General features: G+C 34.1%; 20 protein-coding genes and 3 pseudogenes. 9 read left to right on the top strand and 14 right to left on the bottom strand.

What is annotated here, in order from left to right; all coding sequences use genetic code 11:
* Positions 1-59: 59 nt before the first annotated feature.
* The 5 genes and pseudogenes from JFU18_RS30695 to JFU18_RS29435 form a co-directional block, all read right to left on the bottom strand.
* Positions 60-146 (bottom strand): annotated as a pseudogene (locus JFU18_RS30695) (YxeA family protein); the annotation flags it as partial.
* A gap of 155 nt (positions 147-301) precedes the next feature.
* The gene (locus JFU18_RS29450) at positions 302-1381 is read right to left on the bottom strand and encodes an RNA-guided endonuclease TnpB family protein (protein WP_201033456.1); all 1080 of its coding nucleotides are present in this window, start codon (positions 1379-1381) and stop codon (positions 302-304) included.
* 5 nt (positions 1382-1386) lie between these two features.
* Positions 1387-1788 (bottom strand): IS200/IS605 family transposase, encoded by a 402-nt coding sequence (tnpA, locus tag JFU18_RS29445; RefSeq protein ID WP_201033457.1) that lies wholly within the window; start codon positions 1786-1788, stop codon positions 1387-1389.
* An 88-nt stretch (positions 1789-1876) separates the two neighbouring features.
* On the bottom strand, positions 1877-2200 hold the full coding sequence (locus JFU18_RS29440) for a YxeA family protein (protein ID WP_241139209.1): 324 nt from the start codon (positions 2198-2200) through the stop codon (positions 1877-1879).
* 358 nt (positions 2201-2558) lie between these two features.
* Positions 2559-4199, bottom strand: coding sequence for a S8 family peptidase (locus JFU18_RS29435; protein ID WP_201035030.1), 1641 nt, complete (start codon positions 4197-4199; stop codon positions 2559-2561).
* Positions 4200-4624: 425 nt separating this feature from the next.
* Between JFU18_RS29435 and JFU18_RS29430 the strand changes: the two genes are divergently transcribed.
* Entirely contained in the window at positions 4625-5092 is a 468-nt protein-coding gene (locus tag JFU18_RS29430) for an RsfA family transcriptional regulator (RefSeq protein WP_201033459.1), read from the top strand.
* Positions 5093-5274: 182 nt separating this feature from the next.
* On the opposite strand, the gene JFU18_RS29425 is transcribed toward JFU18_RS29430, so the two are convergent.
* On the bottom strand, positions 5275-6549 hold the full coding sequence (locus JFU18_RS29425) for an MDR family MFS transporter (RefSeq protein WP_201033460.1): 1275 nt from the start codon (positions 6547-6549) through the stop codon (positions 5275-5277).
* Positions 6550-6657: 108 nt separating this feature from the next.
* Entirely contained in the window at positions 6658-7977 is a 1320-nt protein-coding gene (locus tag JFU18_RS29420) for a M28 family metallopeptidase (protein WP_374101408.1), read from the bottom strand.
* Between JFU18_RS29420 and JFU18_RS29415 the strand changes: the two are divergent.
* Positions 7955-8095: pseudogene (locus tag JFU18_RS29415) on the top strand (transposase); the annotation flags it as partial. The gene JFU18_RS29420 and the pseudogene JFU18_RS29415 sit on opposite strands and share 23 nt — an antisense overlap.
* A gap of 205 nt (positions 8096-8300) precedes the next feature.
* Here the strand turns inward: JFU18_RS29415 and JFU18_RS29410 are convergent.
* Positions 8301-9998, bottom strand: coding sequence for a helix-turn-helix domain-containing protein (locus JFU18_RS29410; RefSeq protein WP_201033462.1), 1698 nt, complete (start codon positions 9996-9998; stop codon positions 8301-8303).
* Between the two features lie 1196 nt (positions 9999-11194).
* Here JFU18_RS29410 and JFU18_RS29405 point away from each other — a divergent pair.
* The 3 genes from JFU18_RS29405 to JFU18_RS29395 all read left to right on the top strand — a co-directional run bounded on the left by JFU18_RS29405 (position 11195) and on the right by JFU18_RS29395 (position 14665).
* Entirely contained in the window at positions 11195-12904 is a 1710-nt protein-coding gene (locus JFU18_RS29405; RefSeq protein ID WP_201033463.1) for a hypothetical protein, read from the top strand.
* Positions 12905-13848: 944 nt separating this feature from the next.
* Positions 13849-14001 carry a hypothetical protein gene (locus tag JFU18_RS29400; protein ID WP_193339773.1) on the top strand — a complete coding sequence of 51 codons (153 nt, stop codon included), beginning with the start codon at positions 13849-13851 and terminating at the stop codon, positions 13999-14001.
* The gene (locus JFU18_RS29395) at positions 13958-14665 is read left to right on the top strand and encodes an IS6 family transposase (protein WP_201035031.1); all 708 of its coding nucleotides are present in this window, start codon (positions 13958-13960) and stop codon (positions 14663-14665) included. Before JFU18_RS29400 ends, JFU18_RS29395 begins: the two co-directional genes overlap by 44 nt.
* 82 nt (positions 14666-14747) lie before the next feature.
* Here JFU18_RS29395 and JFU18_RS29390 read toward each other — a convergent pair whose 3' ends face one another.
* The 4 genes from JFU18_RS29390 to JFU18_RS29375 all read right to left on the bottom strand — a co-directional run bounded on the left by JFU18_RS29390 (position 14748) and on the right by JFU18_RS29375 (position 17892).
* Positions 14748-15395, bottom strand: a complete 648-nt coding sequence (locus JFU18_RS29390) for a lysozyme family protein (protein ID WP_002144315.1) — start codon at positions 15393-15395, stop codon at positions 14748-14750.
* Positions 15396-15791: 396 nt separating this feature from the next.
* Positions 15792-16367: a replication-relaxation family protein gene (locus JFU18_RS29385; RefSeq protein ID WP_201033545.1), complete on the bottom strand. Its 576-nt coding sequence runs from the start codon at positions 16365-16367 to the stop codon at positions 15792-15794.
* Positions 16368-16389: 22 nt separating this feature from the next.
* Positions 16390-17556: an FtsK/SpoIIIE domain-containing protein gene (locus tag JFU18_RS29380; protein ID WP_201033465.1), complete on the bottom strand. Its 1167-nt coding sequence runs from the start codon at positions 17554-17556 to the stop codon at positions 16390-16392.
* Positions 17557-17571: 15 nt separating this feature from the next.
* Complete coding sequence (locus JFU18_RS29375; protein ID WP_002203240.1) at positions 17572-17892, bottom strand: hypothetical protein; 321 nt, start codon at positions 17890-17892, stop codon at positions 17572-17574.
* Between the two features lie 291 nt (positions 17893-18183).
* On the opposite strand from JFU18_RS29375, the gene JFU18_RS29370 reads away from it, so the two are divergent.
* From JFU18_RS29370 to JFU18_RS29355, 4 genes are all read left to right on the top strand, one after another.
* A complete protein-coding gene (locus JFU18_RS29370) occupies positions 18184-18414 on the top strand; it encodes a helix-turn-helix domain-containing protein (protein WP_201033466.1) in 231 nt (76 codons plus the stop codon).
* A 110-nt stretch (positions 18415-18524) separates the two neighbouring features.
* Positions 18525-19790: a Y-family DNA polymerase gene (locus JFU18_RS29365; RefSeq protein ID WP_201033467.1), complete on the top strand. Its 1266-nt coding sequence runs from the start codon at positions 18525-18527 to the stop codon at positions 19788-19790.
* Positions 19787-20128 carry a YolD-like family protein gene (locus JFU18_RS29360; protein WP_002144322.1) on the top strand — a complete coding sequence of 114 codons (342 nt, stop codon included), beginning with the start codon at positions 19787-19789 and terminating at the stop codon, positions 20126-20128. The genes JFU18_RS29365 and JFU18_RS29360 overlap by 4 nt, the downstream gene beginning before the upstream one ends.
* Positions 20129-20351: 223 nt before the next feature.
* Positions 20352-20567, top strand: a complete 216-nt coding sequence (locus JFU18_RS29355; protein ID WP_242483563.1) for a transposase — start codon at positions 20352-20354, stop codon at positions 20565-20567.
* 339 nt (positions 20568-20906) lie between these two features.
* Here the strand turns inward: JFU18_RS29355 and JFU18_RS29350 are convergent.
* Positions 20907-21275 (bottom strand): annotated as a pseudogene (locus tag JFU18_RS29350) (IS6 family transposase); the annotation flags it as partial.
* A gap of 394 nt (positions 21276-21669) precedes the next feature.
* Positions 21670-23100 (bottom strand): IS4 family transposase, encoded by a 1431-nt coding sequence (locus JFU18_RS29345; RefSeq protein ID WP_201035032.1) that lies wholly within the window; start codon positions 23098-23100, stop codon positions 21670-21672.
* Between the last annotated feature and the right edge of the window lie 101 nt (positions 23101-23201).

Genomic DNA, 23201 nt, shown 5'->3' with positions numbered 1-23201 from the left:
GCTTTTGAAACTCTAAAAAAATAGGGATATAATTCTCTAACAATAGTGCTTTTTATATGTTAATTCACCTTTAATTTTCCTTTTACTTTTGTAGGGAGTTCGTCTTTCTTAACCTCTTCCCAAGATTTCACACCTTTTTCCTCAGATTGACACTCCCACGGCTAAAGCCACAAGTCCTACACCTTACGGTGTAACGGATGGGATTCTTGAATGACTAACCGTTCGCAGTTCATTTCTGTTTTGAACAGCCTTCAAGATGAGGGTGTGCCATCACCCCTCCTAAGACAGACCATATAGGTTCTTAGGCTGATTGACTATTACCATCAACCACAGTTGCGTAGCGAATGTTCATCGCCCCAACGATATCACGATGCTTCTCAAATCCACATTGGCACTTATATTTTCTATCTTGTGCTTTGTTCTTTTCAGAACACTTCGGACAAGTTTGACTTGTATAAGAAGGATTCACATATTCGATCTTTATACCAACTAATGTGGCTTTGTACTCGATGAATTGAGCTAGACGAAAGAATGACCAAGTGTGTAGATTTTTTTCGTTTTTACGGCTTGTTCGTGCCGTCTGTCTAATGTTCGTTAGTTGCTCTAATCGAATGACAGAGATATTATTATTCGTTGCGAAATCAACGATTTTACGACTCACTTTGTGGTCTTGGTCTTGCATCCATCTTTGTTCTTTATCATCAAGTTGCCGAAGGGCATTCAATTTCTTAGCTTCTCCTAACTTCTTGCGAATACTACGAAACTTACGTTTCATATATTTGTTTTGTCTACCGTTTCCGAAGAAACGAACCTTATCATCGTCTGTGATGGCCACTGCAGGAACTTTGAGACCTAAGTCCACTCCTAAAATCTTTGCTCCCGTTTTTTCGTTTGTAGGGATTGTGACAGATATTTGAGCGATCCATTTAGCAGATTTCTTTGTGATACGAATTGTACCTAACTTGTGTTTCAATAATTCAAAATTGCGATTGTATTTGTCGGTTAATAAAGCACGAATCTTTAACCGAGTTGAACTTCCATTTACCATAAAGGGCATTGAAATGTGCGTGAAGTTAAATGAATAGTTTTGGTTATTCCACACGCAAACAGGTCTTTTTAGAATTGGAACGATTTTATATTTACTCTTTTTCACTTTTGTAGAAAATACACTTTTCGCATCTTTAATCGCTTGATTTTTAACCGCACTTGGAAGATTGGCTTCAATATCCTTTGTACTTTTCTTCGTGCTTTTCTTCGCTTCAACCATTTCAAATACCAGTGTATTAATGAGTTTAATATAATCGGAACTACTTTGTTCCAATAGCCTAATTTGTTCTTTTGTTGGAAGCAATTTAACTTTAACCGTGATGGTTTGTGTCACAAGTTTCACCCCCTCGTTTTTTGACTTTCAACATAATATTGTATTGTTTCACTTGATACATTCCCAGCAGTAGAAATAAAATAGGAACGTGTCCACAGACTTGGCAAATGCGCGAGATGAGAAAACTCTTCTCTTAAACGCTTCGACGTCACTCCTTTAATTTTCGCCATAATATCAGCAGGGCTAAGTGTTGGTAGTGCATGTAAGAACAAGTGAACATGGTCTTTGTCACATTCCATTGCAATAATAACAATACCTAGTTCGTTACATAGCTCTTGAACCAACGCTTTGAAACGTTCTTCTACTTTTGCGTTAAGAAAAATCTTTCTTCTGTATCGTGGGCAAAACACAAAATGGTAGTTAATTAAGGAAACTGTTGTTTTGGTTTTTCTATAATCATTTATCATACTTACAACGTATCAGTTTAATAACGAAACTGCAACATGAAAGGCGAAAAAATAAAGGACACCCACGTGCCACAAACCTTGCGGTTATTTAGTAGCTCTCCGTATCCAACCACACTTTCATCCCATGCCTAAAGACGATGGGCTTTCTCGTTCGGGAAGGGCTGTAAAATGCCTCTTTACGAAGGTTTTTTAACGCTGTAAACTCCATTGCTTTCTCTTTACCATCCTTATCAAATCCAGGTAATTTATATTGATAAGTCGTATCCCCATTTACATTTTTCTCTTTTAATTGTTCACCATCCTTAGTAATTTGCACATAATATGTATCTGTACCAAGATGGTTTAAGTTACAACCTGTTAATAATACTGTAAAGAAAACAACAACACTACACATAAGCATAATTCGTCCCATATTATTCACCTCACATCTCTTTTCACAAAAATTATCTCCTAATCTTCTTAATAGCAAAATTCATTTAGGTGACACTAACATTACGCTTTTGTAAGATAATAAATATCATTTACTTAAGCACTGATACGTTTTTTAACAACTTACAGATATACGCTAAAAAGAGAGCTAACGATTATGTGAACTCTCATAAAAATAAATAGTACCATTTAAAAAAGATTGATTAAATCATTTTTCTCTTTTAGTTAAAAGTACAACAGATAGGCTCTTATGCTATTACACATAAGAGCCTATCTGACTAGTATTATAAACAACTAGTTATATAAGATTCTTTCATACTAAATAAAAGGTATTTCTACAATTATTCTGGGAAAATGAAGTTAGAGTTCCCTTCACTATTAGCGGAATCCTCTTTCGGGAATGTAATAGTAGTTCCTTCATTCCCTTTATTTATTTCTTGTTCCTCTCGAAATACAATGGAAGAATCATTGCTTAAGTTTGGTGAAAAGCCAAGTTTAGATACAATGGCTTTTAAATCAGGTAAAACACCAATTTTATCAGAGGCTGGATCATTGGATTTCGTTCCTGTACTAGAATCACTTAAAATATCCCTAAGCTGGCTTGGCGTATATACTTTTCCCTGATTATTTTTTACAATCCCTTGAATTGATGCAGCAGCACCAGCAATGATAGGTGATGCACTAGACGTTCCGCCAAAGCTAGAAGTATATAGATTTGTCATAAATTCACGTGGTTTAGCATCTGTTGTATCCACTGCATTCCCCCAGCCATATACATCTACCCTACTACCATAATTAGAGAAATATGAACGTTTATGAGGGACCCTTGCAGAAGCTGCTCCAACCATAATCGCCCCTGAATCTTTGAAATCAGGACTATTACGATTTAAAACTTGTTTACCATTACGGTCTCTAAATTGATCCAAGTTATTTCCGCCGTTTGCACCTGCTTCAATAATAATAATTCCCTTATTTGTTCCCAGACGAATTGCATCAAATATATCCGGTTTTACTTCTACAGGAAGATAGTTCTTATCTCCATATCCTTCATAAGTTGCTTGAGCTTCTAATAAAAGAATATCTCCAGCTTGCATATTGTTAACCGTACTTAATATAGCATCAGCTGTATTATACATACCGTTGTCTCTAATCTGAGATACAACCTTTACCTTAGCTTTTGGTGCAATCCCAATTCCACCTATGTTATTATCTTCTGCAGAAACAATTCCTAAGACTGAGGTACCATGATCATGGTGTTCACTCTTGTTCTGTCCGGACATCAATTCGATCTTCTGATTCACTAAATCTTCATGACTAAATAACCAGCCATACTCCATATCTACAAAAGTTGTTCCTTTTCCATCTCCACCTTTTATACTCCAGGCATAAGGTGCATTGATTCCTAATGGTGCTGGTTCAAGGTAACCTTGCCTTGTAAGTCTAGGTTCATCATATGGATTAACTGATAAATTGGATAAACGCTCTTCAGGTGGAGCTTCTTCTTCCTGTAAATATGCCGTTTCAACAAGAGATGATTTCTCAAATTTTACAAGCAATGCTTGTACATCAATATCACCTTGGGTTTCTACAATATAATAGTTTAGCAAATTAGAAGAAATATGATCAGAGTCTTTTATTTCTTTACCTAGATTTTTAATTTCTTTAGGATTTAAAGAACTAAAAAGTCGATTTATAGTTACATTTGGATATTCGGCTAAAATTCCAATTAATTCAGGGTCTTGTTTTTCTTCTTTAATGAATTTTTCTATCCCATCCTGATATGGCAAATTTGCTGCATTTTTAAATTTCAAAATTAATTGTTTAGTAACTTGCTTATGTACAATAGAATTCAATTGCTTATTTGAATAATCGTAACTAGCTGCGTAGGCAATTTCTGATTTTTCACTTGGGAGTAGTCCGCCCACCCCATTAAATGCTGTTAATGCAATTGAAGAAACTAGAATTCCCTTAAAAATTTTCAAATCGTGCACCTCTTTTAATTTATATATGATTATAAAAAACTATAGATTACCTAACTTCTTTTTTATACAAGCGTCTTATATTTAGGGTTATATTTTCAACTCCATTCATTTTTTTATATTCACTTATATATCATTAATACAACTAGTTCATACCATCAAATCTATTACTTTAGTCGCATTACCGTAACCAGTATAGTTACAACTATAATAAATAGTCAACCTTATTTTTTATGCAATTTCGCATTTTAAAGAGTGTATACTTCTATCAACTTACTACTAATTATTTTAATATGAGTCTTATTCTCCTCATATTAAACCGATCTCTTATTTAAGTATAAAACCTTTACATTTTAAGAGAAGTTGGGCTTCTATCATTTTAAGTAATTGCATATATGTAATTAAAGGCATATAAGGGGGATTGAAAAATGGTAATTTCAAGACAAGATTCCTGGACTAACGATAACGATTCACTTCTCGCAACAATAGTACTTCAAAATATTCGTGACGGTGGAACACAATTAGCTGCATTTAAAGAGGTAGCTAAGCAATTAGCTAGGACACCTGCTGCTTGCGGATTTCGTTGGAACTCATGCGTACGAAAACAATACGAAGAAGAAATACAACAGGCTAAACAAAATCAAAAAACTGGAAATAACAAGTCCCCCATCCAACAAACAAAAGAAACAAGCTCTTTATCTATTACATTAGATGACATTATTATCTTTCTACAAAATTATAAAGCAGTGAGTGAAGTGAACGATTTACAACAGCAAATTGAATATTTAACGGCAGAGAATAAATCCCTTCTACAACGGTTAACTACATACGAAGAAGAGTATCGTATGTTACTTAACCATATCGATAAGACAAGAAACTTGATTGTAGTCAAATAAGAAGAAGAAACAAATTAATTTTTATCATGTTAAAATCGTAGCTTGCCAAAATTACTATGTATGAATTAATTTCAATACATTATAAATGATAATAAGTAAAGCGCACGTTTATTGTTAATAAACGTGCGCTTTACTTAATTCATAAAATAGAAATTTTTTTCAACTCGATAACACTTTTAAAATTAAGATGTTTGTTTTATAGGTATCTGTTTGCTTCTATTCTCAACAAGTCTATCTAATAATAAGTAAACAAATCCAGACATAACACATCCCACACCTAAGATTGTAAATAATATATGCCCTAGAAGATGCTCCAGTAATAAACCGCCTAAAAGAGGCCCTAATATATTACCTGTAATCCACTGCAGATTAGCAGCTCCCATATAAGTACCCCTCAAATGTTCTGGAGCCAAATTAGCAACGAATGTCATTTGGACAGGCGACATAATCATTTCTCCTACTGTATAAACTGTATAAGTTATTAATAATGAACTTAGAATAACTAAATCATTTGCGTTTATTACTTGAAACCACTTTGGTAACCATCCTATTGCCAAAAGACCAATACCAAAAAGAATTGCGCCATATAGCATTGATTTCCCAATCGATTTGTGAGTTAACCATTTTGAAATGGGAAATTGAAAAAACACAACTAAAAGGCCATTTAACGTCATTAAATATGGAAATGGATTACTATTTCCAAAAATCATTGTCTTCTCATTACTAAAATGAAGCGGTAACATACCTTCCGATTGCGAGAATCCCATAAATATAATGATTCCTGTAACTATATAGAAAAGTAATATCCTATCCCTTATAACAACTCTTAATGTGGATCTTATTGAATTTTCAGGTGTTTCTTCATGTATCATGACATTTTTAGGTTTGGTTTCCTTTAAAAACAGTACCATTAATATTGTATAAAACAGCATGGTTCCAGAAGTAATCAAAAAGATGACATCTTTTGATACAACTACAACTGCTGCGCCAATTATAGGACCTATCGCTGCTCCTATATTATGAGCCATTCTAAGTAATCCATATGCCTCAGTTCTTTTTTCTGGTTCTGTTACATCCGTAACCATTGCAGATGCGGCTGGTTCAAAAAAAGAGTTACATAACCCTAAACCGATAGATAAGATTGCATATGCTATAAAACCATCTATGAACAAAAAAAACAGCATTAATAACCCATTACTAGCCATAGAGAGTACCATAGTTGGTTTCCGGCCATAAGTATCTGCTATATGCCCTCCAATTAACGAGCCTATACTTGCTGCAATTGGAGATAAAGCTATGATCACACCTACCTCAAGCAAAGAATCTACTTTATCCTTTAAATATAATGCGAAAAATGGCATTAACATCATCATTGCAATACCATTTAAAGCTTCTCCAATAAAGCGAATCCATACATTAAGGTCCATCCCCTTGAACTCTTTCCATGTACTTCTCATATATACCTCACCTATGCTCACTGTATATTTTTTATTACGTAAAGAGCTTTATAGCACTTTTACCAAAATCTAAATTTAGCAAAATAAACTACCAATTCATAAAAATACTTATCTTTTGATAAAATAATATAAACTCGTACCAATAATCTCCAGTGCATCTTGCATACGTTGAGCCGAGATGTTTTCTAATACGGTATCTTGAGGTGTATGGAAAACCCTTTCAACATGATAAATAAGAGGATCCCAACTCTCTACATCCATCCAAATAAATAAAGCAGAGGGAATTCCAGCTTGATTAAATGGTACATGATCACTAGAATCAAACTTTCCAGTTAATACAACCGATTTCCCCAATTCTTTACTAGTAGCTACAGCAGTATTTGTTACTTCATTTTGAGAGCCATCTAACGTCATTGCATATAAATCCTTAGCCTGATGATAACTTGTTGCAATCATATCTGCATTAAACACTCCTCGAATACGTGTTTTGTCTTTATCAGATAACTGATTAACATAATGATAAGCTCCTAAAGATTCATTTTCTTCCGCTCCAAAAGCAATAAATTGAATTTCTTTATTAGTCTCTATATCCTTAAAATTGTAAGCCAACTCTAATAAAAGCCCTACTCCAGAAGCATTATCGTTTGCTCCAGGTGCCCCGATAACACTATCATAATGAGCACTCATTATTGCTACTTCCTCATCACCTGTCGTATGTTTAGGCTTTTTTTTCGCAATAACATTTAATGAGCGTAAATTTACTTCTTGCTTTGCCTTTAAACTGACTACATTTTGATTATGTAATAATTTTTCTTTCATTCTAATCCACTGATTATAGGCAAGTCCAAATACAGGTATCGATTGTTTCTTTTTTAAAACTGGATTAAAAGCTTCTCCATAGTTCCCTCTATCCCCAATCGTACTATATAACAACACACCTTTTGCTCCCTTTATCGCTACATGCTCAACCTGTTCATTATATTTTTCAATAGTATCGGCTTGTTCTAATAATACTATTTTCCCATGGATTGACTCAGATAAACTATTAATATTGGTCTCTTTTCCTATAAAAACTACCGAGCCAACCACCGGATTTTTAGATATAAATGCATTAGATGCTGCCCCAACCTGCCAATCTTTTTCCCCATACATACTAAAAGAAATACTTCCAATATATTGATCAGGTACAGGAAGTGCTTGATATTCAACCTCATACCCTAATTTCTGCAATGTATCTCCAATGTATTTAGCTGCTCTATGTTCTTGCATAGTTCCACTTGGCCGTGGACCAATTTTTTCAGAAAGAAAACGTATATTTTCAATGGCACGACTAGCACGAACTTGTTCTGTCACAGGAGAATACAGATTATTATTAACCATAGCATTTACTTTTACTGGTTCTCCATATGGAGTACGCTGTTCAACTATAGAGCGAAGCTTTGCAGACGCTAAAGAACTACATGGCTATCGATACGCTCGGTTTCGAGGGCTGAAGTCTGTCCAAATGCAGGCTTACCTCACCGCCGCTTGTCAAAACATGAAAAAATAGCCCTCCACTTAACCAAAAAGGGGTTGGTGGAGGGCTATTTTTCTAAATTTTATTATTTTATGTTGTTTTCTTTCACTAAAACCAAAAAAGATGCCAGAGTGTTGGGAACCCTAAAGGGTTTCCCAACACTCTGTAAAATACACATACATAATGTATGTGTATTTTCATTTTCTCTATTTCTAAGAGTAGTTTTTAGTCTACATTACATTTTTTCTAGTATTTCTTGTCTCTCACACCATTTCGTTAACTTTTCTAATGCTTTTTTAGACAATCGTTTTGTTTTATGATTACAAAATCTAGATAACGTCGATGGAGAAATACTAACTTCATCAGCTATTTCTCGAATACTTACATGTTTTTCATTATGCACTTTCAATATTTGATCACGGATTTTCTTCTCTCTTTGTTCGACTGGTTCTACAGTCTCTTTAACTTCTTCAACAACTGTCACTACAGGTAATTGTTCTTGTGGTTCCTCTATAACTTTCTTTCCTATTCCCCTATCCATTGACTGTAACATTTCCTCAGGCGGTAAAATAGTTATTCCTAAGTTAGAGTAATAATTTTTAAACCAGTTACGTTTCCCAATTTGTTGTTCATCCAGAGGATCACTATACTGCCAATGAGAGATTACTTTTTCATTTTCTAAATCCATTAGAACATTTTCTAACTGTTCTCTAATACGATTCGGCTTCCAATCTTTTGGAATATCCATTACTGATAGTAAACCCTTGTCCCCTCCTATAGAATATGGCTTTTTCAATGATGAATACATTTGTCTAATTCTCCATTGCCATGTTAAATATCGAATTAACCTTTTATGATATTTATGTCTATAACTATTGTATTCAAGTGCTTTTTTTGACAATAATGCTGTTGTATTATTTGATCCGTATAAATAATTCGTTAAAAAACTACCTGGCTTAATACGACAAGATTCAATCCCCATATATTCGTTTGTAACACTATGTCTCCACAATACAACCGAATCTAAAACAAATAACCTTTTAATAACCTCACGCTTTAATTCTACTCGTTCTCCATCGTCATCACGATCGTTTAGTACTACGACCTCATTATCATCATTTAAATAGATAAAAATACTTGCTAAAGCCGCAATTCTCTTTGCTATTTTAATTTTATCTTCCGCTCGATAATATTCTTTATTTTTGACGACTGTCTTTGGAATATTGCACATCTCTAAAACTTGCTCATATGAAAAATCAATGAATTCATCTGGAGATTTTGCCTCATTTATCCACTGTATTGTAATTGCATCTAAACAGTCTGCCGTTAAATCATCCATATTACTCATTACATCATCAACAAGGGTATTCCATCGAGCTGATTCTTCAGTGTTTGTAAGTCTTAAATCCTCGTCTTTGTGTGAAGAAAGTTGAGCTACACCATTAGAAGACTTCGTTTCAATGGGATACTGTAGGACTTTACTTTTTTCATCTTCTTCAAATTGATTCTTTGCAATTCCATCTCTTAGTTTATAATAAACAGCAGAATTATTTACTTCGTAATAATCCTCATGGTTCACTATATTTGTCTTATCTATATTTTGATCATTTTCTAATATTATGGAATTTGAAGGTCCTACATCTTGAAATTCTTTTTCTATAAATCCTTCAATTTCTTTATATATTTCTTCCTTATAAGAATCAATTTTTGCATAAATTTGTACTAATGTAACTCCGGACTCTTGCTTTTTCTCTAACCAAGATACTAATGCAGTAAATGATGGAGAAGCATAGGGTGAGGTTAGTACTTTATTATTATTGTTTTTAACATCTTTAAAGTATGCATTCCATTTATTCCATAATGGCTCATTCGTTTTATAAATTGGCTCAGAGATTAGCAATGCATCTCGGAACATTTGTAATAAGTTATCCACTTTATATTCCTCCCTAAACCATGGATCACAACAAAGTAGTTTTCATCATAAAAATCTTTACTACTATTATATTTAATTTATTGTAACAGATAATTAAAAGGTTTTGCTGTTTCTTCTCCTTAACTCTACAACTTGCAACATGTTTGCTCTTTCTTTTCCCTATTCCTCTTTACTTGCATTCCTTTTGCGCTTTTCTTTCCTTAACTCTACAACTTGCAACATGTTTACTCTTTCTTTTCCCTATTCCTCTTTACTTGCATTCCTTTTGCGCTTTTCTTTCCTTAACTCTACAACTTGCAACACGTTTGCTCTTTCTTTTCCCTATTCCTCTTTACTTGCATTCCTTTTGCGCTTTTCTTTCCTTAACTCTACAACTTGCAACACGTTTGCTCTTTCTTTTCCCTATTCCTCTTTACTTGCATTCCTTTTGCGCTTTTCTTTCCTTAACTCTACAACTTGCAACACGTTTGCGGTATCCTTACCCTACTTCGTCCAACTTGCAACAGTACAATCTTTTCTCAACCTAATACATTACACACAAAATCGTTCTAGTTTAAAATTTTTAAGTGTGTTTTTTATATTTACAACAAGTTATACAAATAAAACGCAACATATTTGCGGTATCCTTCCCCTAACTTTTTTGGCATTTTCACTCGAATCTCTTATATATCAAGGGATTAGATGTTTTTTACTTATTCATTTACATATAACTCAACTTGCAACACGTTTGCGGTATCCTTACCCTTATTTTTTCATAAGATGCAACACTGTTTGCGGTATCCTTACCCTATCGCAATTCATAAAACTCTAATAAAACCTATCATATCAACGATAATCGGTATAATTTACGGTTAATAGGCGTACTTCTTAACTTGCAACATGTTTGCGGTATCCTTACCCTTATTTTTTTGGCATTTCCACTTAAATCCCTTATATATCAAGGGGTTAGGTGTTTCTTTACTTATTCATTTACATATAATTCAACTTGCAACACGTTTGCGGTATCCTTAACACAAAAAAAATCAGTAGAATTCTCCAATCCCTTGATACACTTGCCTTTAGAGGCTGTTGCAAGTTGCTATTTTTCTTCTTAAAGGAGCACCTTTCACCATTTTTCGATTTGCTATAATCATAATTGGTATATTTTATAGTCTTTTAGCATATATTTCTGAATTTGTAGAACGGAGGTGAAAAAGATGGGGAAATCATTTATTATTCAAAATCAGCGTAGCTTAAATGGTGAAACAACAAATGCAGTTTTAGTAACACTAAAGTCTTGGCAAAAGTTTGTAGAAGCATTTGAAAAGAAGTACTACAGCTATAAAGATACATATTTAGAAGATATTCTGCAGCACATGACATACGAAGAACGTATTGCGGATGTAGAAGGCTTTGTCGAACAAGCTAAACCATCTTTTTCACGTCGTGCAATGTCTGCACTTGCAGAGAAAACAGGAAGAAAACATAAATTATATGGTATTACGAATGCAGATCTTGAAGTGTTCTTATATCTACATAAGAAATGTTATACAAATGGTGTCATTCCAAATGTAACGATACATATGATGTGGGAAGATTACAAGCAATATAAAGAAGAATTTGCTTATATCCAGCACTCACAATTCTATATCGCTCTAAAGAAATTAAGCATACATAACATAATCGCTATCGAAAATGGCGTAGATGGCCGCTATACAATCAAACTTACTCATTTTATGAATGAAGAAACAGAAAAGACAAATCCATACGTATATATTAGTCCTGTTGTATTTACAAAGGCTTTCTTCAAGCTATCTGTAGCAGCTAAGAAACTATTCTTAGACATTGCTATGCAACAACATACAGAAACAACGTTAAAGCGTTCTTTGGACAAGCAGGATGAAAGAGGTAACAAAACTCACTTTGGTGGGATGTATCGTTTCTTACATAAAAAATATCCGCACCAGATCCGTGCGGTTATCGAAGAATTAACAACTGCATTACCGTGTACGGAGAATCCCCTATTCAAAATTTGCAAAATGCAAAAAGGTGTAAAGCATACAAAACGATATACAACCTTATATCTATCTATCCATTCAGACTTCTTATGTACGAAAGAATCTGGAGAAGAGCAACACAGGGATCCATTTACACCAAAAGCTACCTATGCTCGTAAAGCGAAATTTATTGAATCAGTCCTACAAGAAATGAATATCGGTGAACTGTCTTCAGACATGAATAAATTCGTTCATGTTTTAAAGCATACTTGTCATCGTCAAATTCGTGGTGTGATTCGTGGACTTCGTGACATGGTTGATCGAAAAGAAGGATATCCAACGAAAATTGTATATACATTGAAAAAATTATTGCATCAAACATCTCAATATCAAATTCTTGATACTGCGGCGAAAGAAGGCATCTACCCTCTTATTGTGCAACATGTACCAAAAGAGAGAAATAGTGACCGTGAACAAGCTGTCTTTAATTTTGGTCTACATTATTCCATGTACTCTCTTCGCAACATTAAGAAGATGTTTAAAAATGTGCATGCACTACTAAAGCAGAAGTTTGCGGTACCAGTGACGGAAGAATCTTATCACCGTAATTACCTAAAATACCAGGAAGAAACGTTATTTAGAAAATATGCATATGATCAGGGAGTGAATCTCCATGCATATATCGCTTTAGAAATTGAAATGCGTGAAAAATTAAAAGTTCGTGGCCATAAAGAACGCACGATTCCAAGTGATGTACGTGAATGGTTTATCGAGGCAATTGATAAGCTGCCACAAGAAAAACTTCGTGTTATTGAGCTACCAAAACAGTTTAATTTACTAGAGTTTATGCGGACATTCGAACGTTTAGTACGTGCTGATGTAACAATAACAGCTCCAGATCAGGTGCTAACCGCAATGGAAATAAAATAATAGCAACGAGCTCTCTATTTTTGAAAAAATCGAAAGTAGAGGGCTATTCGTGTTTGTTTTATTAGTAACCCTTTTCTACTACTCTATTTATAAATACCAAATCAGAAGGACTTCATGTAAAATGGAGTCTTTTTTTATGCACTTCTATACAAATTTTCTTCTATCTATACATAACTCTCCACATAACACTAGGGAGTATTCTTCTTCTGAAGTAAAACCTATCCTACTATACCTACAAAAAATCGGAAGGAAAATTATAAAAAACAGTGGATATGAGGACAAATATGATCAAATGTGAATAATATTTTCCCAATAGCCTTGAAAATACTAGTGCCGTTCAATCCATCTAATAAAAATCATCAATAATAGTGTGGATTATGTGTAAATACTGAATAATGTTAACAAATAGCAGCTTTATCTGGACAAATTGTGGATATTTCTTCGATGAATACTACTCCATTTACCAAAATAATGAAAATCCGCCCTGTTTACATGGTTGAATAAATATAATGTAATCTGTATCAATTTCTTTCCGATTTCATGTAGAAACATATAATTTTCTTTATGCTTTTTTGTAGAATTGAAAGTCTATTAATCCTTGAATCTACGGAAACATTTTCTACAATTTATGATTTTTTATGCTCTTATATCAAATTTTCCCTTGTGGGAGTAAGTCTATTCCCTATTTTTGATAACCTATAAAAGTTTTATCTTTATTTCTTTTTAATATATAAGATATATATTTATAATAGATTTTAATATTACTAGTATGCCTGTTAATACGATGTCAGACCTAATTGAAAATATTTGTAAATTCAGTTATAATAATGGTAATTAAACATATCATTACCCCACATACTAAAGGACAAACCTATATATCCCTAACAGGACTAGGTTTGTCCTTTTTTCATTATATTAAACAATTAATAATTGGAGGATTCAACATGGCTGCCTTAAAAGAGGTTCTGGTGCAAAAACTTCAGGACAATTGCAATAAATCTACAAATCTTGGACATACTGATACTACTAATCTAAAGAAGGTGCGTGATTGGTATGGAAAAGGAATATGTATTCAAATGGAAACATTATCAGCCTGATATTATTTTGTTAACGGTAAGAGGGTACCTACGGTACAACCTCAGTTTTCGTGATTTAGTGGAAATGATGGAGGAACGGGGCTTATCCATTTCTCATACAACGATTATGCGTTGGGTTCATCAGTACGATCCTGAATTGGACAAACGAATCCGACGTCACCTTAAACAAACAAATGACTCCTGGAGAGTCGATGAAACATATATCAAAGTAAAAGGTCAATGGATGTACCTGTATCGTGCTGTTGATTCAAAAGGAAATACAATCGATTTTTACCTAAGCAAAACAAGAGACCAGAAGGCTGCAAAGCACTTTTTCAAGAAGGCCTTGCAGTCTTTTCATGTTTCAAAACCTCCTGTTATAACAGTCGATAAAAATCCAGCTTATCCTATTGCAATTGAACAGTTGAAAAAAGAAAAAAGCATACCTGGTGGTATGCGACTTAGACAACAAAAGTACTTGAATAACATAGTAGAACAAGATCATCGTTTTATAAAGAAGCGAATTCGTTCTATGCTAGGGTTCAAATGTTTTGACACAGCTACATCCATTCTTTCTGGAGTAGAAGTCATGCATATGATTAAAAAAGAACAGGTTGATTTACGGGACCAGTCTGTCCAAAATCAAAAAGAATTCATCCATCAATTGTTTGGGCTTGCGGCATAAGATACGATTCCGTTAGGAATCTATGCGCTTTATTATCTTTTATTCTATTTTTGCACCAAAACCGACGGTATCATTATACAGCTTATTTAGAAGAGTCATGTACATTTCGAAGAAGTTCTTCAATAAGTATTGTTTTTTCATTCACCTTTGTGGCATATGTGAAATCACCATAACAATATGGATACCTAAAATTATTTTTATTTCCACCACAAGTGTACATCGCTGGGTTTTGATTAACTTTCATCTTAGAAAACTTTTTGGCCGAATCTTCCGAGTGTTGTTTAACTTCTTGACTAGCAATAAAATCAATATACCCTGGCCCCATATTATAGCTTTGAATAATTGTATCCATGCTAACATCTTTTTCCGTTCCATATTTGTACATTTTAGCAAAGTGTTTTACCCCTTGTTTAATGCTCAAGCTTGTCTCTTGAATTTCATTTGGCTTTAATCCAAGTGATTCAGATGACTGCATAGGGTCGTTTCCCTCACCTCTACTCTCTTGGTACATAATTCCTAATAAAACTGCTGTTTTCCCTCCTAAATTATATTTTTCTAATTCTTTTTTCAAGGTAGGCTCATATTGCAATACACGTTTTTCGGTAGCGAGCGCTTTATTTTGTTGAATATTAGTTTTATGATTAAAATATAGTATTCCAAGCATTGTTCCTAAACCTAAAATACTAATAAAGAATAATATAATAATTTGTTTTTTACTCGTATTCTTCATATATTCCTCCTCGTATAAGAAATTCCATTTTTCAATGGTGGTTGGTTATTTACAAAAGATGTAATAATCATCTATTTCCCTGCCCCTTTTTAGACTCAAATTCATTTCCTTTAGGTTTAAAGTTTAATATAGAAATTTAAAAATAAAGTAAAGATAAGATAAAGATAAGATAAAGTGCATTTTTTAGAGTACTTTAAAAAGATATTGGTACAAACGGATATGTGGGACAACTTGTTGATATGAATGGATATAGTGATAATGGAGAGGTTATTGTACAAATTATTAATTATGGAGATATCATTCCAGAAGAAGATTTACCACCTTCTAACAATCAGCATCACAAACGGCTTAATAGATTATCAAAAAGAAAAAAGCTCTGCACTATGCAGGCTTTCTTTATGATTTCACTGTTAAATTATTCATAAAATTTTCTATAGAATTCGCCTGGAATATACGGAAATAAGGAGATTGAACGTCGTAATGTTTGTCAGTAATGATAAGGATTGAAGGAAAGAATTTAGAAGCTTTCGGTTGCCAATATTCATTATGCCATTCTTGGTTATGGAAGTATAACTCATATCTATTTATCTTATCTTGCATTAGCTTTTTACTGTACACTGACTTTTGAACTTCAATAAAGAATGGCGATCTACGCCATATTGTAAAAGCATCCGGCTCCATATATTCTTTCCTATACTTTGGTTCAACTTGGAATAGTTTAGGATTTTCATAATGAACGAGTTGTTTGTATACGTCCACAATACCAAGGAAATGAGGGATTTTTTGACTCGTTTTTCTGATAGAACTGGGTTGTGGAAAATAAATGTATGGGTGCTGCAATACGTTAGCATCAACATAGCCGTCTCTTCTTAATCGTTTCATAACCGTATTACAACAAGTTACCGCATTCTTTAAGCCTTGAAAATGCAAGTCAATAATATCGTCACGGGACATGCATCTAAATCGATTCAAATCATTCAGGATTCCTTTATCTCTACTCTTCATCATCTAACACCCCAAATAGCGGCATTTCTTCCTGCAAAGAATTATGGAGTATCCTCTCTCCTTTAGACATGCGATACGGTTCAACAATTTGTTTCGCCTTACTTAATTCCAAATAAGGAGCTTGCACTTTCTTTAATCCATTTCGTTTTAAAATCATTTGGCCAGATTGCTCTAAATGCTCTGAACCAGGAGTACCCATGATATTACTATTAATTGCACTATCACATTTAAAGCCGATTCTAACGGTCATATTTAGCTTTAACTTACCATCCAACACTTTCGCATCTGGCCGCTGCATACTAAGCATAAGAAACACCCCAAGTGATCGGCCGACTGCTGAAATCTTTTCAATTGTAGTCATACACTCTTTTTCATCTTTTAGCATGGCCACTTCATCAATAGCAAGTAGAATATATGGTTTTTGATGATCTGGATTTAACTTGTTGTACGCATCAATATGATCAACCTCATATTCTTCCATAAGTTTTCTTCGTTCTCTAATTTCCTTCCACATCTTTTGAAGCATTATTTTCATTTCAATTTCTTCCATACAAACTTCTTTTACATGCTTCACTCTTCGCAAGAAATGAAATTCAGAGTTTTTTAAATCTCCAAGATACAAATGCAACGTATCAGGAGACATATATTGAATGAGTGTGGATAGTACAACACGTACCATACTACTTTTCCCGCTTCCCGTTTCACCTGCTATTAATAAGTGTGGTGTATTGGAATCAACCATATCGTACGTAATCGTTTTTCCAAATTGATCCCGGCCAACCACAACAGGAAGACGGTACCCTTTTAATAAGGGCTGCCATTCTTTATAACAGTAATTGTATGGTTTTAGTCCAGCATCTGAACGGAATACATGTAGTACAAACTTTTTCACATCCCCTTCAATCGTAAGATTCCGTCCTAATATTTGCTGAAAACAAAACCACTTCTTTTCAATCTTCTGTGGATCTAATCCGTTTGGTATGGTAAAAACATACCTCACGCTTTCTGCTGAAGAAGAAACATTATGTACCTTTGGATAAATAGGCACTTTTCCCCCACGCGTTTGATGTTCCGTATATAAACCTGCTTTTCCGAACACCTCCATAAGCTGATTCCTTAACCTTTGCGTACGAACCCACTCCTTTATAATCCCCATTACTCCCTTCCCTCCTTAAAACATGATTACGATACGAACAAATACATATCCAATCAAACAAACTCCACCAATTCGCGTTCCGTGATAAATACCTTCACTTACAAATTTAGCTGCTGATATATAGTCATGTCGCACCAAGTATTTTTCTAACATGACTGCTCCGATTAAAATCGTTCCCATAACTCCTAATGCAATGTAAGTATGTAATACCTGATCCGACATATGAAGGAATGCGAAAGGACTTAATGAATTGTATTTACGAATTTTCTTTTCTTTATCTTTGTATGACCGATCCATAAATTTGCGAAAAGGAATTGTTTCTTTCCTAGCACGCATTTAAATGCCCCCTTTATAAACAGAATTTAGAATGTAGATATTACATAGCTTCATCTACTTAATACCGTGGTAGTTTTACCTTGGTAGAAATCTTGATAAATACTATGGTAATCATTCGCAACTTACTTTGGTAACCTCGTATTCTTCTACCTTAATAAATACCGTGGTAGCTGCTTTGATACATCATATTGTGGACAGCTTGTACATTATGTAAAAAACTTTTGCCGTCTATGCGAATAGTTTTTTACATTTATGTCCACAATGTTGAAAATAGGTTCAGGAGGGATTTAAGTGTTTTGGAAATTCGGAGGGAAAAACCGAACGAAATTAGGTGATTTTTTAGATCGGAATGGCTTCACCCAAAATGATTTAGAAAAGATCGCGAAATTAAGTCGTCCTACAGTTTCAAAGGCGTGCAATGATAAAGAATACATACCTAGTCCAACTGTAATGAAAAAGATTTTAAAAGTTATTAGGCAAATAAAACCAAACGTTAAATCTACCGACTTTTGGGATATGTAAAAACTGGCTAACTAGAGTCAGTTTTATTTTTTTATAAAAACCCCTTCATAAGAGAACGTATATTCGTGTATAATAAGAACAGATGTTCTTATCGTTAAGGAGGCGTAAAGGTGTATGACTACTCAATTTTGCCGAATCGAATTGTTTTATGTGTAGATCTTCGAAGCTTTTATGCTTCAGTTAGTTGCATCAAGATGGGATTAGACCCACTACATACCAAATTAGCTGTAGTAGGAGATGTGAACAGAAATGGCTCTATTGTTTTGGCTGCAACACCACCACTAAAGGCATTAGGCGTTAAAAAAATGGCAAGGTTGTACGAAATACCACGGCGTAAAGACATTCTTGTGGTAAATCCAATCATGGGAACTTATATAAAATGCTCAAATTACATAACGAAATTAGCTCTACAATATGTTCCTATTGAAGATTTTCACCAATACAGCATCGATGAATTCTTTATGGATATTACAAATAGTATCCATCTGTTTGCGAATGAACCTTATGAATTTGCGCTGAAATTCAAACGTGAAATATATGAGAAAACAAGAATTGAATGCACGATTGGGATTGGACCTAATCCTTTAATGAGCAAGATCGCTTTAGATGTGGAAGCGAAGAAGACAAAAGACTGCGTCGCATATTGGAAGTACGAAGATGTCCCCATAAAATTATGGCCGATACGACCACTTAGTAAGTTTTGGGGAATTTCGAGTAAAACAGAAGTTAAGTTAAATCGAAAAGGAATACATTCAATTGGAGACTTAGCGCAATACCCGCTCAAATACTTAAAACAAAGTTTTGGAATTTTGGGCGAAGAATTACACTTACATAGCAACGGTATTGATTTTAGCCGCATTGCAGAAAAATACATACCAGCAACAACTTCAATTGGTAAAAGTCAAATACTCATGCGTAATTACACAATAGAAGAATTTCCGATTATCCTTCTGGAACATATCGAGGAAGTTTGTTATCGGCTAAGAAGACATAATAAACTTGCTCAAACCATACAATTTTCTATTGGTTATAGTAAAAATTATGCTGGCGGTTTCAGGAAAACTCACACTTTAAACCGACCTACCAATTTAACAATGGATATTTATCGAATATGTACATACTTTTTACATGAGTTATATACAGGTGAACCCATTAGATCAATTAATGTTTCTTTAACCAACTTAATCAATGAAGGCGAAGAACAAATCTCTCTTTTCGATAACATCATGCAACGGGAAAAAGAAATAAAATTAACTAAGGTGATGGATGAAATACGCACTAAATTTGGCAAGAACAGCATATTACGAGGAGTTTCTTATACAAATAGTGCTACAGCAAGATATAGAAACACATTGTTAGGAGGACATAAATCATGAACAACACTAATATGCCAAAAGGAAGAGGAATGGTAAAATGGACTCCATTTGCTGCGATGCCGGAACAATTTGCTGGTATCCGTGAGATCATTAAAGAAAAAAATAAAATAACGCGTCCAATATTAACACCAGAAGAAAAAGAACTTATTGAAAACTTATTATTATGCTCATTGCTTTCCGAAGAAGAAATATTGATTACATATTACGAAGATGGCTATCTGCTTACTAACTACATGACCGTGACTGATATTGATCCATTGAATTGTTCTATTATATGTACAGATGCTTTTTATAACAGGATTACTCTTAAATTTATGGATGTTGTTGATGCAAAATAAAAATAAAGGGTCTACTAGATTCTGGTGTAAATATATAATAAAGAACAAAAACAACAATAAATCTCTAACGGGATCTCCCCTTATACTATAAGATCAAATACTTGATGAATGAATTTATTCTGATTTTGAACTGACTGGTTGATATTATCCCCTTAAGGTAGACAGTGTAAAAAGACCATGAATACACATGGATGTTACACTTTTACTTGAAGGGGATTTTATTATGGTTAAAAAAGGGGATAAATTTCAAACTTATTCAGATAAATTAAAGATACAAGTTGTAAAAAATTATTTAAATGGTGAGGGTAGCCAATCAGCTATAGCGAAGAAATATAAGCTTAGAAGTAGAACACAGTTAATGAATTGGGTCCGGAAATATCAAAAAATAGGTGATATTTCAGACTTGCGGGGGCAAAAAATGGTGGTAATAACGGCTTAAAAAAAACTCTTAAAAGGTCGTCCTCGTACGAAGTTCGATAGTATGGAAGAAGAGTTGGAATACTACAAGGCGCAAGTGACTTACTTAAAAAAGCAGTATCCAAATCTATAGGAGATGTTCTTGCTCAAACGGCTAAGTACGAGATTATTGAAGAACTACGTTCTCGGTACAAAGTAACCTGGCTTGTCGTCATTGCGCAGTTAAATCGCTCTAGCTACTATAAGTGGCGTTCAACATGTAGTCAAAAAGGATAATACATTGCATGAACAGATTCAAGCAATTCACATAAAACACAAGGAATACGGTTATCCTCTCATGACAATCGCCTTACGAGAGGCTGGATTTTTTCAAGAAGCGCTTAGCTACTTTGACATCTCTCGTTTTACTAAATAAAAAGTCAATAGTATTCCCATCTGAATCGACTGCATGATACAAATACATCCATTGTCCTTTTACTTTGATGTACGTTTCGTTCACTCTTCATGATTCATTCGTTTGTTTGAGGTAACGTCGAATTCGCTTATCCAACTCAAGACCATATTGATGTACCCAACGCATAATGGTTGTGTGTGCTATAGATAAGCCTCGTTCCTCCATCATTTCCACCAAATCACGGAAACTTAGATTGTACCGTAGGTACCATCTCGTGGTTAATAGAATAATATCTGGTTGATAATCTTTCCACTTGAATAGATTTTGCTTTTCCACACTGATTACATCCTTTCTAGAGTACTAGTATCAGTATGTTCAAGTTTTATAGATTTCTTGCACCAGAACCTTATTACTCTCACTCTCCTCCTACACTTATTTTCACACTATTTAGTTAGCCTAAAGTCTTTTAATACCTTTATTTTAGAATCACTTGCACATGAGGCAAGAATGATTTAACGTAAAAGAAAATGTCAAGCACGGGTTATCGTTTCTTTATGTGTCTTTTAAAAATTGGTAGAAAAGCATATTGGTATAACTCAAGAATATCAAAATTCACTTCAACATACCTCTAAAAAAATATATATTGAAATCCTATTTGAATATGTCAAATAGGAAAGCTTATATTCTATAGTTAACAAAAATAAACCCTAACGGGTTTCATTTTTTTGAATTAAGCCGCTTGATTATCAGACATGGTACAATTGTAAACGACACCTAATATATCAAAGACTGTTTTCTTCTCATATCGATGAGATTTTCTCCCGTTTTGCTGTAGGAGGTTGAACAGGCGAATTAGAATCTTTGATAGCTCTTGGGTGTCTTTCTGTATAGCTTGGAAAAGAAGAAGAAAGTAATCTTTAATCATATATATGGCCTTATATTCACTCAGTTCTCGTTTCTTTTTCATAAGAAGTAATTGCCGCATTTGAAACATGGTAGAAGAACAGAGTAGAATGGCAATCAGTTTTCCATACAAATGGCATTCCAATCGTTCTCGTTTTATCTTTTTACAATGATGAATATGAAAGAATGATTTCCACGTTTTAAATAAAATCTCGATTTGCCAACGTAAAGAATACCAATCATGCACCTGCCCCATCGGGACAATATCTTTAGAGGTATTTGTCATATATACATTGATACCGCTAAGTCGTTTACTACGAGCAGAATACTTCATTCCTTTCTTTTTTTCTCTTACAGTTTGATCTTGTAATCGTTTTTGTTGTTGTTCTTTTGTTAGTCGATGAATAATCACACGAGTTGGGACTTTATCCGTCATTCCTACATAAGCGTTGGATATTTCATATGTTTGTCCTGGTTGAAGAGAGTTCATTAAAACCTCCATATCTATCTGGATATACTCTGTACCTTTCTTGATTCTGCCATCTTGAAAATAATCAGGATTAGGATTTTTTTGATAAATACGTGTATTCGATTTGATACGTGAGATATAATAAGCCTTTTTATCTTGTATATGTTGAAGATCTTTCAAATGGAAATAACCTAAATCTCGGATACATAAATCATTCGCTGTTACAGTTGGGGCACACAGGGAACCGTAGGTTCGATCATGTTGTTTACCTGGACCTGTATGAATATGAAGGAACTGTCCACTTAATAAATCATACTCAAGCTGAATCTTTACTCCCGCTGTATGGCTGCATCCTCCTGCACCTGGATAAACAAACGAAAAAAGATCTGGAAGTTGAAATGCAGTTGAATCTAAAATACGAATACGCTTGAAAACAGAAGTGTATGGAGAAGAAATCGGCATAGATGCGGCCAATTTTTTGCTTAGTAGTTCGACTAGTAGGTGTTGTAAAAGTTGGACGGCCGCCTTATTAAACCGCTGATTCAGTCCCTCAGGACTGATGAGTACTTCTGTTGATGCTTCTAAACAGCTAGATAACTGAGTTAAAGAAGTCATAGCTAAATTTTGACTCAACCATACACATAAAGCTACTAAATCTTTTGCTTGGTACTTACTGGTTCGTTGTACAAAGCCAACATCTCTAGCAAGATCCCGTAAGGTATTTGGAGATAAAAAACTTTGAATCTCTTGAGCAAATAGTTGTAATTCGTCATACACAGAAACAGACATAAAAAACGCCATCCTTTCCTATGATTCTACAGAAAGAATAGCGTATTTTTTCATTCTAGGGGGCATTTCTTTTTATTAGCTTGATAGCGATGTGGCTATGC

The organism is Bacillus sp. TH22 (genome assembly GCF_016651015.1).
GTDB classification, from domain to species: domain Bacteria; phylum Bacillota; class Bacilli; order Bacillales; family Bacillaceae_G; genus Bacillus_A; species Bacillus_A mycoides.
This window is presented reverse-complemented; position numbering and strand designations above follow the sequence as displayed.

Excerpts from the sequence above, each read along its gene's own strand:
- tnpA (WP_201033457.1), bottom strand. The coding sequence starts at position 1,788 with ATGATAAATGATTATAGAAAAACCAAAACAACAGTTTCCTTAATTAAC.
- JFU18_RS29440 (WP_241139209.1), bottom strand. The coding sequence starts at position 2,200 with ATGGGACGAATTATGCTTATGTGTAGTGTTGTTGTTTTCTTTACAGTA.
- JFU18_RS29430 (WP_201033459.1), top strand. The coding sequence starts at position 4,625 with ATGGTAATTTCAAGACAAGATTCCTGGACTAACGATAACGATTCACTT.
- JFU18_RS29425 (WP_201033460.1), bottom strand. The coding sequence starts at position 6,549 with ATGAGAAGTACATGGAAAGAGTTCAAGGGGATGGACCTTAATGTATGG.
- JFU18_RS29405 (WP_201033463.1), top strand. The coding sequence starts at position 11,195 with ATGGGGAAATCATTTATTATTCAAAATCAGCGTAGCTTAAATGGTGAA.
- JFU18_RS29400 (WP_193339773.1), top strand. The coding sequence starts at position 13,849 with ATGGCTGCCTTAAAAGAGGTTCTGGTGCAAAAACTTCAGGACAATTGC.
- JFU18_RS29395 (WP_201035031.1), top strand. The coding sequence starts at position 13,958 with ATGGAAAAGGAATATGTATTCAAATGGAAACATTATCAGCCTGATATT.
- JFU18_RS29390 (WP_002144315.1), bottom strand. The coding sequence starts at position 15,395 with ATGAAGAATACGAGTAAAAAACAAATTATTATATTATTCTTTATTAGT.
- JFU18_RS29380 (WP_201033465.1), bottom strand. The coding sequence starts at position 17,556 with ATGGGGATTATAAAGGAGTGGGTTCGTACGCAAAGGTTAAGGAATCAG.
- JFU18_RS29375 (WP_002203240.1), bottom strand. The coding sequence starts at position 17,892 with ATGCGTGCTAGGAAAGAAACAATTCCTTTTCGCAAATTTATGGATCGG.
- JFU18_RS29360 (WP_002144322.1), top strand. The coding sequence starts at position 19,787 with ATGAACAACACTAATATGCCAAAAGGAAGAGGAATGGTAAAATGGACT.
- JFU18_RS29355 (WP_242483563.1), top strand. The coding sequence starts at position 20,352 with ATGGTTAAAAAAGGGGATAAATTTCAAACTTATTCAGATAAATTAAAG.
- JFU18_RS29345 (WP_201035032.1), bottom strand. The coding sequence starts at position 23,100 with ATGTCTGTTTCTGTGTATGACGAATTACAACTATTTGCTCAAGAGATT.